This window comes from Klebsiella sp. 2-CIP_Kleb., assembly GCF_050378715.1.
Lineage (GTDB): Bacteria > Pseudomonadota > Gammaproteobacteria > Enterobacterales > Enterobacteriaceae > Klebsiella > Klebsiella quasipneumoniae.
On record NZ_JBNRLG010000010.1, the window covers coordinates 23,989 to 38,642 of the forward strand.

Sequence of the window (14,654 nt, forward strand, 5' to 3'; positions counted from 1 at the left end):
CAAAGAGACGTATGATGAAACACGCTGAATTGACCAACTTAACCGCGACCTTCCCGCTTGTGCAGGATCTGATCGCCCTGAAAGAAACCACCTGGTTTAACCCCGCCACCACCACCCTGGCGGAGGGATTGCCTTACGTCGGCCTGACCGCCGACGACGTGCAGGGCGCCCATGCCCGCCTTCAGCGCTTCGCGCCCTATCTGGCGGAAGCCTTCCCGGAAACGGCCGCCAGCGGCGGGATTATCGAATCGGAAGTAGTCGCCATTCCGGCAATGAAGCACCGCCTTGAGCAAAAATTCGGCCAGCCGATTGGCGGCGAACTGCTGCTGAAAAAAGACAGCCATCTGCCGATCTCCGGCTCGATCAAAGCGCGCGGCGGCATTTATGAAGTGCTGACCCATGCGGAAAAGCTGGCGCTGGAAGCCGGACTGCTGACTACCGCAGACGATTATCGCAAATTACTGACGCCGGAGTTTAAACAGTTCTTCAGCCAGTACAGCATCGCCGTCGGCTCCACCGGCAACCTCGGGATGTCGATCGGCATCATGAGCGCCCGCATCGGCTTTAAGGTTACCGTGCATATGTCCGCAGACGCCCGGGCGTGGAAAAAGGCCAAACTGCGCAGCCACGGCGTGACGGTGGTGGAGTATGAAGAGGACTACGGCGTGGCGGTCGAACAGGGGCGCAAGGCGGCGGAATCAGACCCGAACTGCTTTTTCATCGACGATGAAAATTCGCGCACGCTGTTCCTCGGCTATGCCGTGGCCGGCGAACGCCTGAAGGCGCAGTTCGCCAAAGCCGGACGGGTGGTCGATGCCGACCATCCGCTGTTCGTCTACCTGCCGTGCGGCGTCGGCGGCGGCCCTGGCGGCGTGGCGTTTGGCCTCAAGCTGGCCTTTGGCGACCACGTTCACTGCCTGTTCGCCGAACCGACCCACTCCCCCTGCATGCTGCTCGGCGTCTATACCGGGCTTCATGACCAGATAGCGGTGCAGGATTTAGGCATTGATAATCTGACCGCCGCCGACGGTCTGGCGGTCGGCCGGGCGTCCGGCTTCGTTGGCCGGGCAATGGAGCGCCTGCTCGACGGGTTCTATACCCTTGATGACCAGACGATGTATGACATGCTGGGCTGGCTGGCGACAGCGGAAAATATCCGCCTTGAACCCTCCGCGCTGGCCGGAATGGCCGGGCCGCAGCGCGTCTGCGCCAGCAAAGCGTACCATCAGCTGCAGGGGCTGAGTGAGCAGCAGCTGCAGCAGGCGACCCACCTGGTGTGGGCCACCGGCGGCGGAATGGTGCCGGAAGAGGAGATGGCGCAGTATCTGGCGAAGGGGCGCTAATCTTCAGCGCAGCAGCGGCATCAACGCCTCTGGCGGCCGCTGCTGTCGGCGCAGGTCCCGCATCACCCGCATATAGGGCCCGCTGAGATCGTAAAACTGTCGGTAACCCGCACACAGCGGGTCTTCCTGTTCGCCGCAGCGGCACAGGCGTAGCCACGGACAGCCGTAGCAGGCGCTGTTGGCCGCCGGCGCTCCCGCCTGCGTTATCAACTCGCCGCACCAGGCGCTCAGCGTCTCGCTAAACAGCAAAATATTGATACGGCCAATATCTTCCCGCACCCAGCGGTGAAAGACTGCGCAGAGAAACTCACCCCACAGCGCGGCGTCGCCGGCCGCCAGCTGCGGAATAAAATGGATAGCCGTGAGTCCCTGTTGACGCAGCTGCGCATAGAACGCCTGCGGTTGATGGCAATGATGCGCCTCCACAACGACAGCCTGAAAGGGAGTGTCATGGTGCTGGCCGGGGGCATGAGTGAGAGGCAAATTCGCCGGACATCCTGTCATGACATATCCCTAATGAATAAAACGATCTGTTGAAGGTGAGTAACAGCAAACAGGAATGCCAGAGAAAGTACTGCGAGTGCGATCAAAAATTTGTCACGAACCGCCCGCGGCTGTAAAAAATCGCTGTCGTCGACGTCCATCAGATGACGACGGTGGGTATAGCCCCAGAGGATCACCGCCACTATCGTCAGCACGCCGATCGACAGCCAGAAAGGCAGTCCGGCGCGGTGCCAGCTGTGCTTAATCGCCAGCGCCATCAGCGCGCCATAGCCCAACAGGGTGCGAAACCAGGCCAGCGAGGTACGCTCTGGCTGTAGTCCCGGGTCGCTTTCCCGCCGCGCCCGGCGTTTATCCGCCATACAGCACCAGCAGCATCACCGCGACCACCACCGCCAGCAGCAGGATGCTAATCACCAGCAGCGTCCGGGTATAGGGGAGATCCTGCTTCAGGCGCATCGCCTTCTCGTTATTCAGCCAGCGCAGATAGCCATAGATGGCCATGCCGCCGGCAAACAGGCACAGCAGCAGGGCGAGAATTTCACGGATCAGCGGCGTGGCAAAGTCTGGCGCCAGCTGGTCAAGACCGACGCCAGCGGCGAGAAAACCGAGCGCCGTGCGGATCCACGCCAGAAAGGTGCGTTCGTTAGCCAGCGAAAAGCGGTAATCCGGCGCTTCGCCGAGGCGGGAGATTTTCATGACGGTTCCTTGTTCATCGCGCAGCAGGCTTCAGCATAGCGTAAATCAGGAACCGGGGAGAAGAACCGGCGCCCCGCAGGGCGCCGGTCAACGGCGGGGATTAATGCAGCTCCGGCCAGTAATCTTTGTTGGCGGCAATCAGGTCGTCGAGGATCGCTTTCGCCACCGAGGCACTCGGCACGGTTTTCGACAGGGTAATCGCCTGCCACAGCTTGTGGTAAGAGCGCTGTTCCCAGGCATCGACCACCAGTTTTTCCACCGCCACCTGCTGGCTCATCATCCCTTTCTGGAAGTGCGGGATGTCGCCGACCGTCAGCGGCTCCGGCCCGTTGTGACCCACCAGGCAAGGAATTTCCACCATCGCGTCAGCGTCAAAGTTATGGATCGCGCCGTTGTTCGGCACAATCAGCAGCATCCTTTCCTGCGTGTTAAAGGCGATGGCCGTCGCCAGATCGACGATATACGACGCGTGCTCGTCAATTTCCAAATCGCCAGCGGAGGATTTCCCGGCGGCAATAATCGCCCGGCAGGCGCTGAAGACGTTTTTCTCGCGATGATCCATCACCTCATTGGCGCGGGTGCGTTCCGGGTTGGAGTGGGCCACCACGTAGTCCGGGAACAGATAATATTTCAGATAGGTATTCGGCATGGTCTGCGGATCCAGCGCCTGCACATCTTTCGCTTTGGCAAAAGTGTCGTTCCAGCTGGCCTCGGTGTGCGGGTCGTTAGAAGGCGGCACATAGCCGTATTTCGCCACATATTCGCGCAGTTTTGGCATCAAATCGTTGCCGTCGAGATCCTCAATCGAAGTCCACCAGCCGAAGTGGTTAAGGCCGTAGTAGCGCACGCGCATCTGTTTACGGTCTTTGAGGCCAACAATCTGCGCCATCCGCCCTTCGATACCGATTGGCATATCGCAGATGTTGAGGATTTTGGCGTTTGGCCGCAGACGGCGGGTGGCTTCCGCCACAATCGCCGCCGGGTTGGAGTAGTTGAGCATCCAGGCGTTCGGCGAATATTTTTCCATATAATCCACCAGCTCCAGCACGCCGCCGATAGACCGCATACCGTAGGCGATCCCGCCCGGTCCGCAGGTCTCCTGGCCCAGCACGCCGTGGCGCAGCGGGATTTTCTCATCCTGTTCACGCATCGGATATTTCCCGACGCGGATATGCGCCATGACGAAATCAACATCGGTAAATGCCGCCTGCGGATCGGTGGTATAGCTGAATTCAATCTCCGGCGCCTGCTCTTTGAGGATCACTTTGCACGCCTCGGCGATGGTCTCCTGGCGCGCACCGTCGTTGTCGTAAAATTTCAGCGACCGCAGCGGAAAACGATCCTGGTTTGCCAGCAGCATCAGGACAATGCCCGGAGTGAAGGTGCTGCCGCCGCCTGCGATAACAACTGAGAATTTTTTCATGATACTGCCTCCGTCATGGTGGTATGTTCGGTCGAAAGAGAATCTTTCATCAGGTTTTCCAGCTGGTCGCGCACCTGGGGAACGTGCAGGCCGACGATGACCTGAATCCCGTTGCCGCGGCGTACTACCCCGTGGGCGCCCAGCGCTTTAAAGACGTCGTCACTTTGCGTTTTCGCCATATCGACCAGCGCGATGCGCAGTCGGGTGGCGCAGTTGTTGATACTTTCAATGTTGCCGGCGCCGCCGAGGGCCTGCAGGAAGCCAGCGGCCTGGCCCAGCCGGGTCTCTGGCACGGCCGCCGCCGTGGTTTTACCGCGCGCTGCCTGATAGTCGGCCTTGCTGTAGAGCTTGATTTCACTCTCTTCCCGGCCCGGCGTCTTCAGGTTCAGACGCAGGATCAGGGTGCGGAAGACCACGAAGTAGAGAGCGGTGAAACAGAGACCAATACCTATCTGAATGAACATCATCGAGGCGTGGTGATGAAACATTGGGATCCAGTTTTGCGGCAAGAACTGGTCGAGCAGGCCACCGCCGAAATTGCCCACCACCCCGCAGATGTACATTACCGTCGCCATGGACGCCGCCAGCACTGCGTGGACGGCGAACAGCAGCGGCGAGATGAACAGGAAGGTGAACTCCAGCGGCTCGGTGATCCCGACCAGCATCGCGGTCAACGTGGCGGGGATCAGCAGGCCGGCAACCTTGACGCGATTTTCCGGCGCGGCGGTGAAGTAGAGCGCCAGCGCAATACCCACCGAACCAAACACTTTCGAGTTACCGTGCAGGGCAAAGCCGCCCTCCGGGAACAGCGTCTTCAGCGGTTCCGTACTCTGACTGAACGCCTGCAGATGCTCTGCCCAGTAGACCTGTAGTCCCCCCTCCACCACCGCCGGGCCAAAGATGAACGGGCCATAGACGAAGTGGTGCAGGCCGGTGGGGATCAGAATGCGCTCAAGGAAGATGTAAACCCACACCCCAAGCGCGCCGGCAGAGCGCAGGAAGGCCTGTAGCGATTCAATACCCAGCTGGACTTTTGGCCAGCCGAGCAGCGTCAGCCAGGCGCAGGGGATCATCGCGAGGAAGGCGACAATGACCACAAACGATGAGCCCTGGAAGATGCCGAGGAACACCGGCAGGGGTTTATCGAAATAGCGATTATGCAGGGCCGTCACCAGGCCGGAGATGACGATCGCCCCGATAATGCTGGTGTCGAGGGTTTTAATCCCGGCAATCATCGTCAGGCCGCTGCCGGCCGTGGGTTCAACGGAAAAGTCGACGCCGAAGAAGTGGCCCCAGGTCATCCCCATGGCATTGATAAAGTAGTTCCAGGTGAGAAAGCTCACCAGTACCGCCAGACAGGCCCGGCCCTGGGCCTGCTTCGCCAGGCCAATCGGCAGGCCGACGGCGAAAATCAGCGGCATATTACGAAAGACGGTCCAACCGCCCTCTTCGATGATGTGAACGATCTGTGCAAACAGGCTGTCGGGTGCGGTCAGCGCTTCGCCGACGAACATCGGGTTGCGCAACATAATGGCGATACCGACCACGATCCCGGCGAAAGGAAACAATAAAACCGGGGTAAACATGGCGCCGCCAAAGCGTTGTATTTGACTGAGCATTGGGAAATCCTCATATAACAACTCGTAGGGTGAATGGCCTTCTTTTTCTTGGTTACCGGCCTCACTCGAGAATAGGAATTTGCCCGTCCGACAACATGCCGCGCCGTTGCGATTCGTGATCGCTTTCATGGTTTTAATTTGGCCAAAGTTGTCTACTTCGCTAACAAAAGTTAGACATCGATAAGCTAAAGGATGTAATCGATCTAATGAATGGATAATAACTATCTGTCTTAAAACCTATTTTTTGCTGACAGGTGAAGAAAATAACCTCGCCCTTTCCTGTACAAGAGGACTACTGGTGATCTACAAATCCATTGCTGACCGCCTGCGGCTACGGCTGAATTCTGCCGACTTCGCCATCGGCAGCCCGCTGCCGGGAGAGAAAAAACTGGCCGAGGAGTTCGGGGTGGCGCGCATGACCATCCGCAAAGCCATCGACCTGCTGGTGGACTGGGGGCTGGTGGTCCGTCGTCACGGCTCGGGGACCTACGTGGCGCGCAAAGACGTCCATCATGAAACCAGCAATCTCACCGGCCTGGCGGAAGTGCTGCGCAAACAGGGTAAAGAGGTGGTGAGTCAGGTGCTGGCCTTCGAGGTGATGCCCGCCCCGCCGGCCATCGCCAGCCTGCTGCGGATTAAAATTGATGAACGGATCTACTTCTCACGGCGGGTGCGCTTCGTCGACGGCAAGCCACTGATGCTGGAGGATAGCTATATGCCGGTGAAGCTGTTCCGCAACCTGTCGCTGAGCCATCTGGAAGGGTCGAAATTTGATTATATTGAGAAGGAGTGCGGGATCATCATCAGCGGGAACTATGAGACCCTGACGCCGGTGCTGGCGGACAAGCAGCTGGCGCGCTCAATGAACGTCCCGGAGCAGACGCCGCTGCTGCGTATTACCTCCCTTTCCTACAGCGACAGCGGCGAATTTCTTAACTATTCGGTCATGTTCCGCAACGCCAGCGAGTATCAGGTGGACTACCATCTGCGCCGCGTCCAGACGCACAGCCCGCTAGCTCAGCCCCCAGAACAGCACGGCGAGTAGCTGCGGGGTGATAATCCGCAGAAACATCACCAGCGGATAGACGGTAGCGTAAGAGAGCGCCGCCGCGCCGCTGGTGGCGTGCAGATTGTTGGCGAAGGCCAGCGCCGGCGGGTCGGTCATCGAGCCGGCCAGCATGCCGCACAGCGTCAGATAGTTCATGTTCGCCAGCATGCGCGCGAGAATGCCTACCGTCAGCAGCGGGATGGCGGTGATGAAAATGCCGTAAGCGATCCAGCTCAGGCCATCGCCCTGGGTCAGGGTCGCCACAAAGTCGCCCCCCGATTTTAGCCCGACCACCGCCAGAAACAGCACGATCCCCAGCTCGCGCAGCGCCAGGTTGGCGCTCGGCGGCATAAACCAGTACAGCTTGCCGATGCTACCGATACGCCCGAGGATCAGCGCCATAATCAGCGGCCCTCCGGCCAGCCCCAGCTTCAGGGCGGCGGGGAAGCCGGGAATAAACAACGGGATAGAACCCAGCAGTACCCCGAGGCCGATGCCGATAAATACCGGCAGCATCTGAACCTGCTGCAGCTTCTGCTGGGCGTTACCCAGCTCGGCGGCCACGGCGTCAATCGCCTCCGGACGGCCGACCAGGTTGAGGATATCGCCAAACTGCAGGCTGGCGCTGCTGCTGGCCACCAGTTCGACGCCTGCGCGATTAAGCCGGGAGATCACCACGTCATAGCGCTGTTTGACGTGCAGATCGCGTATTTTCTTCCCCAGCACTTTCTCGTTAGTCACCACCACCCGCTCCACCTTCAGGTCGGTGCCGCGCGTTGACAGCGAGGTGGCCACCTCCTGGCCGATCACCAGTTGCGCATTGTGCAGATCCTCCGGCCGCCCCACCAGGTGCAGCAGATCGCCGGCCTGGATAAGGGTTCCCGGCGCAGGCACCATCAGCAGCTCACCGCGCTTCAGCCGCGAACAGACGATATTGTCGCTGTTGAGCATCGGCACATCCTGAATCGCCATCTGGTGGAGGTTGGGGTTCTCCACCCGCACGTTGATGGTGTGCAAATGGGCATGGCCGTTGCCGCTGCTCTCCTCAAACTGCTGGGCCTCTTTCTCGACATTGATGCGAAAGAACAGGCGTACCAGCCACATGGTCAGCAGAATGCCGCAGATGCCGAACGGATACGCCATCGCGTAGCTCATCCCCATCTGATCGACCACCTCGAACGGCACCCCGAGATCGCGCAGGATTTGCTGCCCGGCCCCCAGCGCCGGCGTGTTGGTCACCGCGCCGGAGAAGATGCCAAGCACCACCGGGAGAGGAATATTGAACAGCTTATGCAGCACCGCGGTGACCAGGCCGCCGAGAATCACGATCAGGATAGCGAACAAATTGAGCCGCAGGCCTGAGACCCGCAGCGAGGCGAAAAAGCCCGGTCCCACCTGGATACCGATGGTGTAGACAAACAGGATCAAGCCGAATTCCTGAATAAAATGCAGCATCGGGCTGCTGAGGGCGACGCCCGCCTGATCGACAAAGTGACCGACGATAATGCCGCCAAATAACACGCCGCCAATACCAAAGCCAACGCCGCGGATTTTGACATTGCCGATCCACAACCCAACCACCGCCACCAGCGCCAGTACGCTGACCGTCAATGCTATCTCACTCATGGTACCGTCCCTGTGAATAACATTATTATTAACAGGGATTATGACCGCGGCCAGGCGGGTTGTATGCTGCCTGGCGCACAATACCAGCAAACAGACAGGCACAAAAAAGCCCCGAAAATCGGGGCCTTATAAGTTATTCGCTTAATTAACTATTTAACGCCGGTCGTTCGCTAATGGCGATACGCTGCGGGGCGATCTGCTCAGGCTCATTGCGGGTCAGATCGATATGCAGCAGACCGTTGGTGAAGGTCGCGCCAGAGACCTCCATGTTGTCAGCGAGGGTGAAGCTCAGGCTGAAGGCCTGGCTCACCAACCCCTGGTGTAGCCAGGTGGTCTCTTTTTCCGGCTGCTGCGGCGTGCCTTTTACCACCAGACGGGTGCCTTCCAGTTGAATATCCAGATCTTCCTGACGGAAACCGGCCAGCGCAAGGGTGATGCGGTAGTGGTTATCGTCGCTTTTTTCGATGTTATAGGGCGGGAAGCTCTGGCTTTCACCGGCGGTTTGCAGGGCGCTGGCCAGTTTGTCAAAACCGATCCATTGACGCAGCAGGGGGGATAAATCGTAGTTACGCATACTGTTTTCTCCTTCTAAGAAGCGAGTGAATGTCTGCGAATTGCGTGAATTCGCATCTGCTCCCTGACGGCGAGCAGGTTGTTACATCAGGCCGCCTTGCGGCCTGAGAGAGACAATTAGTTGATTTCGATACGGCGCGGCTTGTTCGCTTCCGGGATCACCCGTTCCAGATCGATATACAGCAGACCGTTTACCAGGTTGGCGCCGCGGACATGAATGTTTTCCGCTAGCTGGAATTTGCGCTCGAAGTTGCGCTCGGCGATCCCCTGATACAGGTAGGTCCGCTCTTTCTGCTCGGCAGCGTGGGCGCCTTTGACGATCAGCAGATTGTCCTGGGCGGTGATCTCCAGTTCGCTTTCAGCAAAGCCGGCCACCGCGATGGCGATGCGATAGTGGTTTTCGTCTACCAGCTCGACGTTATACGGAGGGTAGCCGCCATTGCTCTGGCTTTGATTGTTTTCCAGCAGGTTAAACAGGCGGTCGAAACCAATGGCTGAACGATAAAGCGGGGAGAGATCGAAGTTACGCATAATAAATAGCTCCTGAAAATCAGCGAGAATCAAATGACCTTCCATCGTGGACAGGCCGCGGTAATCCGGAATACCCCTCAGGCGTATTCTCAGCGGGTTACACCTATAAAATGGGTTTCTCCCCGTCCTTTTCAAGGGATTCGGGGCGTTTTTTTTTGCAGTTTGCCGATGATTGCTTAGACTGGGGGGAGGAGCACAAAAAGCAAAGTGCGATGCCCGCCACAGTGCGGCGCAATAACGCTATGCATTCACGGGATGGCCCGATATAACCCAACAAGGTTATCTCAACGCCCGAAACGACGATGGAAGAACAATGAAAAGCAGACGACTGTTAAAGCTGGTCCTGTTCAGCGGGATAATAAGCCTGAGCGGTTGCTCCAGCGTAATGTCACATACCGGTGGCAAAGAGGGAACCTATCCGGGCACGCGATCCAGTGCGCAAACGCTGGGGGACAGCAATACCAACTGGGGTGTGAAATCGCTGGTGGCGCTGGACATGCCGTTCACCGCCGTCATGGATACCCTGCTGCTGCCGTGGGATATGTTCCGCACCGACAGCTCAATCAAATCTCGGGTCGAAAAGAGCGAGAAGGCCACGCTGGCGACCAACTCGGTGATCCCGCCAGCGCCGATGCCTGCCCAGTAAGTTATCGCCCGGTCTGCGTAACCCACAGCTGACGATAACCGTCCACCTCCTCCATCCAGGCAATCTGTTTACCGTCTGGCGAAAAGACGATCGCGTCCGCCGAGGGCGCATGAGCATGCGCCTCGGTTAAAAAGGTGATATCGCCTGTGCCGGCATGACAGCAGGCAATCCGCCCCTCCAGTACAAAGCCCAGCCACTCTCCCGACGGATGCCAGTTAAACGCCGACTGGATACCCGACGCGTGATGCGTCAACTGCCGCGGCTCGCCCCCCCGCGGGGAAATAAGCCATAGCTGCACTACGCCGGCGTCGTCGCGCATCAGAAAGGCTATCGCCGTCGCCTGCGGATTGGCGCGCATCCAGTGGCGCGGAACGTTCACCAGCCCCGGGTAGCGGCGATGGTGGGTGAAGGTCAAACGACGCTGACTGATGCCCGCCGGCGGCACCGGCATCGTGCTTGCGGTGCCCGCCAGCGGCGCCCCGCCGGGCTGCTTCCAGCCGGCTTCATCCTGCGGCAGCTCGACAATAAACAGCTCCGGGACTTTGTCGCCGTTTTCCGCCAGCGTATCGCCAATAAACGCCAGCGCATGGTTCCCGACCCAGCCCTCTTCATAGGCGCGATTAATCTCATCGCTGCCCGGCGCGGGAGTCGGCGTCGTGCGGCTCACCAGCACGCACCAGTGGCTGCCGCCGTATTCGCGCGGATGGTGGCCCGGCGGCGTCACGGGTCCATACGGCGCCGCCACGCCGACGTTGCGCAGATCCAACGCCGGGTCGCGCTCATGCAGCACATGATCGTTGTAGGTAAAACTGACCAGTTGGCCGTTGGGGCTATAGACATGGACGTGGCTGCCGCCGCGCAGCGCCCCGGGGGTGTAAGGGGCGGTAATGTCCATGGCGTCCAGATTCTCGACGGCTCCCTGAAAGGCCACCACCCCGCGACGGTGATGAAAATCATACTGCCACTGTGCATCCGGCCGCTCGGGGCCGTGAATGAACACGTAGCGCTCCTGGGTTGGATGCACGGTCACCACGCCGACGTGCGCGCCTTGCGTGGCACGATAAATGGTCTCCACCGCGCCGCTGTTTACGTTCACTCGCTCTATGGTCTCGCCGGTGAACGACGCGCCGGACGGGCGGACGTCGTACACCAGCCACTGGCTGTCGGGGGTCCAGGTGCGGGTGTTGGTGAGCTGGTGGTTGCGAGGAGCAAAGGTAACTTGTTTCATGGTGTGCTGACCGGGCCGATATGAGAGTAGCCTTAGCATACCGCAATCCGCACCGGGTTGAATGCCCGGCGACGAGCTTAAAACGCTTCGCCGACCTGGAAGTAAAAGCCGCTGCTGCCTTTGCCGATACCGTAGTCGAGGCGAACGTTAACGCGAGGTTTGAATTCAAAGCGGTAGCCAACGCCCGCCGAAGGCAGCCAGCGGTCATTATTCAGCGACGACAGTGAAGGCCCCATGGTTCCCGCCCCGGCCCAGGCGACAATCCCGTGCCGCCAGGTGAGCTGCCGGCGATATTCCAGCTGGCTGCTGAAGACGTTTTTATCCCGGTAGCGCCCCTGGTAGTAGCCGCGCATCCGTTCATCGCTGCCCAGCAGCGGCATCATGCTCCACGGTACCTCGCCCTGGGTGAAGGCGCCATCGGCCTCCCAGGCGAGGACGCTCTTCTCGCTGAGGGCATGATAATGGCTGTAGTGCAGCTGAAATTCTTCAAAGCGGGTATCGCTGCCTAAGCCGGGCGCATAGTGGGTGTAACGGAAGTTGGCATACTGACCCCGGCGCGGATTGGGGACGAAGTCGCGATCGTCCCAGTTGAGCGCGACGCTGGCACCCGAGCTGAATACCGACGGTCCCTGCGGGGTATTTTCAATTTTCGGCAGATCGTTATGGTCCATCTTATCGGCATTCTGCGCCGCCAGCGACCATCCAGCGCCGAGATAAACATTGTCGATGAGCTGCCGGTAGACCGTCGGGCGCAGGGTCAGCACCTGGGCGGTATATTTCTCTTTTTCGTTGTCTTTATCGCCGGCATGAAAGCCTTGTCCCCAGAAGTACGTCGGGGTGTTGGCCATTGAACCATCAACAAAAATTCGCCATCGGTCGTGGTCAAAAAAAGCGTAGTTTTTCACGCTAAGGCCAAAGGCGCCGGTGGAGCTGGCGTAGCCGCTGAGCGTCAGCGTGGAATTCTGGCTGGTGGTATCCTGCGGATCGGGACGGTAGAGACCGACGACGGCAGTGCCGATGCCCAGCCCCAGCTCCGGCGTATAAAACGGACCGGGCATCATGCCCCAGTCAATGCCTTTGCTGGCGTCGAACTTATCGCTGGCGCCGAGATGCTGCAGCCAGCCGTCGATTTGCTCGCGGCTGATGGCCTTGGCCTGGACCGGCGCGCATAGCGCGCATGTCAGAAGCAACAGAACAGGGTTAAGCGGTCGGCTCAAAAGCGATACTCACCGGAGATAAAGAAGCTGTTACGTTCGGCAAAACCAAACTCCGTGGTGATGTTAAAATTCTGCGTCAGCTCATACTGTGCGCCCACCAGCACGTTCCACGGCGACTGCAGATGCTGCTTCACATCGAAGCGACCGTTATTGTCCTGGTTGGCCAGGTTGACCATATTCTGCAGCAGCGGCGACGGCATCGAGAGATCGTTAAGGCTGCCCTTAAACTCCTGCTGCACGTCCTGATACATGCTGCCGACCCACAGGTTCAGCTTACCGGCGGGGAGATGTAGCGCATCGACCGAAGGCGTATTGAAACGATAGCCTACGCGCGGCGAAAAGGTAAACGCATCAATGCTGCCGTCGAGGATATCAAAGCGGGTCTGGGTGTAGTTAGCGTCCAGCACCGTAAACCAGTTGCCGACGCCGCCCACCAGCGTGGTGCCCATCCCATAGGTGGTACCTTTAAAATCGAGGCGAAAGTCGAGGTCCTGCATCCCGGGCATGGGCACCACTTTGCCGTTCGGTCCCTTCAGGCCGACGGCAATCTGCGAAATGGAGTGTCCCTCGGTGTGTCCGACGAGACCATAAACATTCATAAACGGCAGCAGCCAGGCATCCAGCTTGAGCGTCTCGGTTTTGCTGCTTTCCCGCGTATGACCAACGCCAATCTGGAAGGCGTTATCCAGTGAGACCGGCCCCTTAGCGAAAATGTTCTTCACGGCGTGTTTGCAAACAGGATCCTTACCGCAATCGATATTGCGGCCGTCCAGCGACAGGCCGGTGAAGCTAATGCTGTCGACATTAATATTCTGCCGCATATCCATATAATTAATGCTGACGCCAAACGGCAGCGGCAGGACGTAGTCACGTTTTCTGGCCTCATCGCCTAGAAATGGCAATATCGGCGCCGATTCCGCTGTCTCAGTCTCGGTGTCGACCGGCGCCGGCAGATCCGCAGGCTCGGCGCCGTGATAGGCGTACGCCGGCTCAAGCGGCGTCGTTGGTTCCGCGGCCGCGCAAATCTGAACAGAGGCGAATGGCAGCGTAACCAACATCAAATAATGGCGTTTATTCATGAAAAATCTGATGTTAGTTCTGAATTGCAAAAAAAGAGGGCGGGTAGCTTATAGAATCCCCTGTGCGGAATAAGGGATTTAAATGCGGATTAACATCTGTTCATGAAAAAAGAGAAGACAGGCCCGAAGAACGCCGGGCCTGAAGGAAGCTTACGCTAAAACGTATTTTTCAATAGCGAAGGCGACGCCATCATCGAGGTTCGATTTGGTAATGAAGTTCGCCGCCTCTTTAACCGCCGGAATGGCGTTATCCATCGCCACGCCGACGCCGGCAAATTCTATCATCGCGATATCATTTTCCTGATCGCCAATCGCCATAATCTCTTCCGGTTTGATACCCAGCGCATCGGCCAGCGACTTCACGCCGGTGCCTTTATTGACGCGTTTATCCAGTATTTCGAGGAAGTAAGGCGCGCTTTTCAGCACGGTGTACTTCTCTTTCACTTCCGCCGGGATACGGGCGATGGCCTGGTCGAGGATCGCCGGCTCATCGATCATCATGACTTTCAGCAGCTGGATCTCAGGGTCCATCTTTTCCGCTTCGCAGAACACCAGCGGGATGGTCGCCACATAGGATTCATGCACGGTGTAGTAGCTGATATCGCGGTTTGCGGTATACAGCGTATTGCGATCGAGCGCGTGGAAGTGGGAGCCGACCTCGCGGGAAAGCTGTTCGAGGAAGCGATAGTCGTCATAGCTCAACGCGGTTTGCGCCACGGTGCTGCCGTCCCCGGCTTTTTGCACCAGCGCGCCATTGTAGGTAATGCAGTAATCACCCGGCTGCTCCATATGCAGCTCTTTCAGATAGCTGTGAACGCCGGCGTAAGGGCGGCCGGTGGTCAGCACCACGTTGACGCCGCGCTCACGCGCCGCGGCAATGGCGGCTTTCACCGCAGGAGAGATGGTATGGTCTGGCAGCAGCAGAGTGCCGTCCATATCGATTGCAATCAGTTTAATAGCCATAGGATCCCCGGGTAAGATGAGTCTTCCCTCATGCTAACGCGATTCCGCTCAAAAAACAGTAAAAGTGTCGGCCAGAAAGGGGGATGGAACCGCAGCAGAGGATTCCTCTTTTACTGGCAAAGAAAAGCCCGGTCGCGCCATGCGACCGGGCTCAGACA

At 58.7% G+C, this 14,654-nt stretch carries 15 protein-coding genes and 1 other annotated feature; of the genes, 3 read left to right on the top strand and 12 right to left on the bottom strand.

Annotated elements, in window-relative coordinates:
- Positions 1-14 precede the first annotated feature (14 nt).
- Positions 15-1,343, top strand: coding sequence for a D-serine ammonia-lyase (gene dsdA / locus ACQUTP_RS23470; RefSeq protein WP_117247112.1), 1,329 nt, complete (start codon positions 15-17; stop codon positions 1,341-1,343).
- A 3-nt stretch (positions 1,344-1,346) separates the two neighbouring features.
- Here the strand turns inward: dsdA and ACQUTP_RS23475 are convergent, their stop codons facing one another.
- From ACQUTP_RS23475 to ACQUTP_RS23495, 5 genes are all read right to left on the bottom strand, one after another.
- The gene (locus ACQUTP_RS23475; protein WP_025999188.1) at positions 1,347-1,769 is read right to left on the bottom strand and encodes a hypothetical protein; all 423 of its coding nucleotides are present in this window, start codon (positions 1,767-1,769) and stop codon (positions 1,347-1,349) included.
- Positions 1,770-1,843: 74 nt separating this feature from the next.
- Positions 1,844-2,206 (bottom strand): DUF202 domain-containing protein, encoded by a 363-nt coding sequence (locus tag ACQUTP_RS23480; protein WP_285756248.1) that lies wholly within the window; start codon positions 2,204-2,206, stop codon positions 1,844-1,846.
- Positions 2,196-2,543 (bottom strand): YidH family protein, encoded by a 348-nt coding sequence (locus ACQUTP_RS23485; protein ID WP_004202264.1) that lies wholly within the window; start codon positions 2,541-2,543, stop codon positions 2,196-2,198. Before ACQUTP_RS23485 ends, ACQUTP_RS23480 begins: the two co-directional genes overlap by 11 nt.
- 100 nt (positions 2,544-2,643) lie before the next feature.
- Positions 2,644-3,966 (bottom strand): 6-phospho-alpha-glucosidase, encoded by a 1,323-nt coding sequence (locus tag ACQUTP_RS23490; RefSeq protein ID WP_017899668.1) that lies wholly within the window; start codon positions 3,964-3,966, stop codon positions 2,644-2,646.
- Positions 3,963-5,585: an alpha-glucoside-specific PTS transporter subunit IIBC gene (locus tag ACQUTP_RS23495; RefSeq protein WP_004202268.1), complete on the bottom strand. Its 1,623-nt coding sequence runs from the start codon at positions 5,583-5,585 to the stop codon at positions 3,963-3,965. Before ACQUTP_RS23495 ends, ACQUTP_RS23490 begins: the two co-directional genes overlap by 4 nt.
- 298 nt (positions 5,586-5,883) lie before the next feature.
- Between ACQUTP_RS23495 and ACQUTP_RS23500 the strand changes: the two genes are divergently transcribed.
- Positions 5,884-6,630, top strand: a complete 747-nt coding sequence (locus ACQUTP_RS23500) for a GntR family transcriptional regulator (protein ID WP_004202269.1) — start codon at positions 5,884-5,886, stop codon at positions 6,628-6,630.
- On the opposite strand, the gene ACQUTP_RS23505 is transcribed toward ACQUTP_RS23500, so the two are convergent.
- The 3 genes from ACQUTP_RS23505 to ibpA all read right to left on the bottom strand — a co-directional run bounded on the left by ACQUTP_RS23505 (position 6,598) and on the right by ibpA (position 9,363).
- On the bottom strand, positions 6,598-8,259 hold the full coding sequence (locus ACQUTP_RS23505; RefSeq protein WP_004202271.1) for a putative transporter: 1,662 nt from the start codon (positions 8,257-8,259) through the stop codon (positions 6,598-6,600). The two genes, ACQUTP_RS23500 and ACQUTP_RS23505, sit on opposite strands and share 33 nt — an antisense overlap.
- Before the next feature lie 145 nt (positions 8,260-8,404).
- Entirely contained in the window at positions 8,405-8,833 is a 429-nt protein-coding gene (ibpB, locus tag ACQUTP_RS23510) for a small heat shock chaperone IbpB (RefSeq protein ID WP_004145074.1), read from the bottom strand.
- A gap of 116 nt (positions 8,834-8,949) precedes the next feature.
- Positions 8,950-9,363 (bottom strand): small heat shock chaperone IbpA, encoded by a 414-nt coding sequence (gene ibpA, locus ACQUTP_RS23515; protein ID WP_004151523.1) that lies wholly within the window; start codon positions 9,361-9,363, stop codon positions 8,950-8,952.
- Positions 9,357-9,432 (bottom strand) — a sequence feature (ROSE (Repression Of Heat Shock gene Expression) occurs in the 5'-region of heat shock genes and acts as an RNA thermometer to modulate expression.). (Overlaps the previous gene by 7 nt.)
- A 244-nt stretch (positions 9,433-9,676) precedes the next feature.
- Here ibpA and ACQUTP_RS23520 point away from each other — a divergent pair.
- Positions 9,677-10,009 carry a YceK/YidQ family lipoprotein gene (locus ACQUTP_RS23520; protein ID WP_004202272.1) on the top strand — a complete coding sequence of 111 codons (333 nt, stop codon included), beginning with the start codon at positions 9,677-9,679 and terminating at the stop codon, positions 10,007-10,009.
- A 1-nt stretch (position 10,010) separates the two neighbouring features.
- Here ACQUTP_RS23520 and ACQUTP_RS23525 read toward each other — a convergent pair whose 3' ends face one another.
- The 4 genes from ACQUTP_RS23525 to yidA form a co-directional block, all read right to left on the bottom strand.
- Positions 10,011-11,237 carry a DUF3748 domain-containing protein gene (locus ACQUTP_RS23525; RefSeq protein WP_285756247.1) on the bottom strand — a complete coding sequence of 409 codons (1,227 nt, stop codon included), beginning with the start codon at positions 11,235-11,237 and terminating at the stop codon, positions 10,011-10,013.
- 77 nt (positions 11,238-11,314) lie between these two features.
- Positions 11,315-12,430, bottom strand: coding sequence for a BamA/TamA family outer membrane protein (locus tag ACQUTP_RS23530; RefSeq protein ID WP_164877811.1), 1,116 nt, complete (start codon positions 12,428-12,430; stop codon positions 11,315-11,317).
- A gap of 20 nt (positions 12,431-12,450) precedes the next feature.
- On the bottom strand, positions 12,451-13,533 hold the full coding sequence (locus ACQUTP_RS23535) for a hypothetical protein (RefSeq protein WP_285756245.1): 1,083 nt from the start codon (positions 13,531-13,533) through the stop codon (positions 12,451-12,453).
- A gap of 150 nt (positions 13,534-13,683) precedes the next feature.
- Entirely contained in the window at positions 13,684-14,496 is an 813-nt protein-coding gene (gene yidA / locus ACQUTP_RS23540) for a sugar-phosphatase (RefSeq protein ID WP_004202280.1), read from the bottom strand.
- Between the last annotated feature and the right edge of the window lie 158 nt (positions 14,497-14,654).

Coding starts and splice junctions, on each gene's coding strand:
- dsdA (WP_117247112.1), top strand. CDS start 15: ATGAAACACGCTGAATTGACCAACTTAACCGCGACCTTCCCGCTTGTG.
- ACQUTP_RS23480 (WP_285756248.1), bottom strand. CDS start 2,206: ATGGCGGATAAACGCCGGGCGCGGCGGGAAAGCGACCCGGGACTACAG.
- ACQUTP_RS23485 (WP_004202264.1), bottom strand. CDS start 2,543: ATGAAAATCTCCCGCCTCGGCGAAGCGCCGGATTACCGCTTTTCGCTG.
- ACQUTP_RS23490 (WP_017899668.1), bottom strand. CDS start 3,966: ATGAAAAAATTCTCAGTTGTTATCGCAGGCGGCGGCAGCACCTTCACT.
- ACQUTP_RS23495 (WP_004202268.1), bottom strand. CDS start 5,585: ATGCTCAGTCAAATACAACGCTTTGGCGGCGCCATGTTTACCCCGGTT.
- ACQUTP_RS23505 (WP_004202271.1), bottom strand. CDS start 8,259: ATGAGTGAGATAGCATTGACGGTCAGCGTACTGGCGCTGGTGGCGGTG.
- ibpB (WP_004145074.1), bottom strand. CDS start 8,833: ATGCGTAACTACGATTTATCCCCCCTGCTGCGTCAATGGATCGGTTTT.
- ibpA (WP_004151523.1), bottom strand. CDS start 9,363: ATGCGTAACTTCGATCTCTCCCCGCTTTATCGTTCAGCCATTGGTTTC.
- ACQUTP_RS23520 (WP_004202272.1), top strand. CDS start 9,677: ATGAAAAGCAGACGACTGTTAAAGCTGGTCCTGTTCAGCGGGATAATA.
- ACQUTP_RS23525 (WP_285756247.1), bottom strand. CDS start 11,237: ATGAAACAAGTTACCTTTGCTCCTCGCAACCACCAGCTCACCAACACC.
- ACQUTP_RS23535 (WP_285756245.1), bottom strand. CDS start 13,533: ATGAATAAACGCCATTATTTGATGTTGGTTACGCTGCCATTCGCCTCT.
- yidA (WP_004202280.1), bottom strand. CDS start 14,496: ATGGCTATTAAACTGATTGCAATCGATATGGACGGCACTCTGCTGCTG.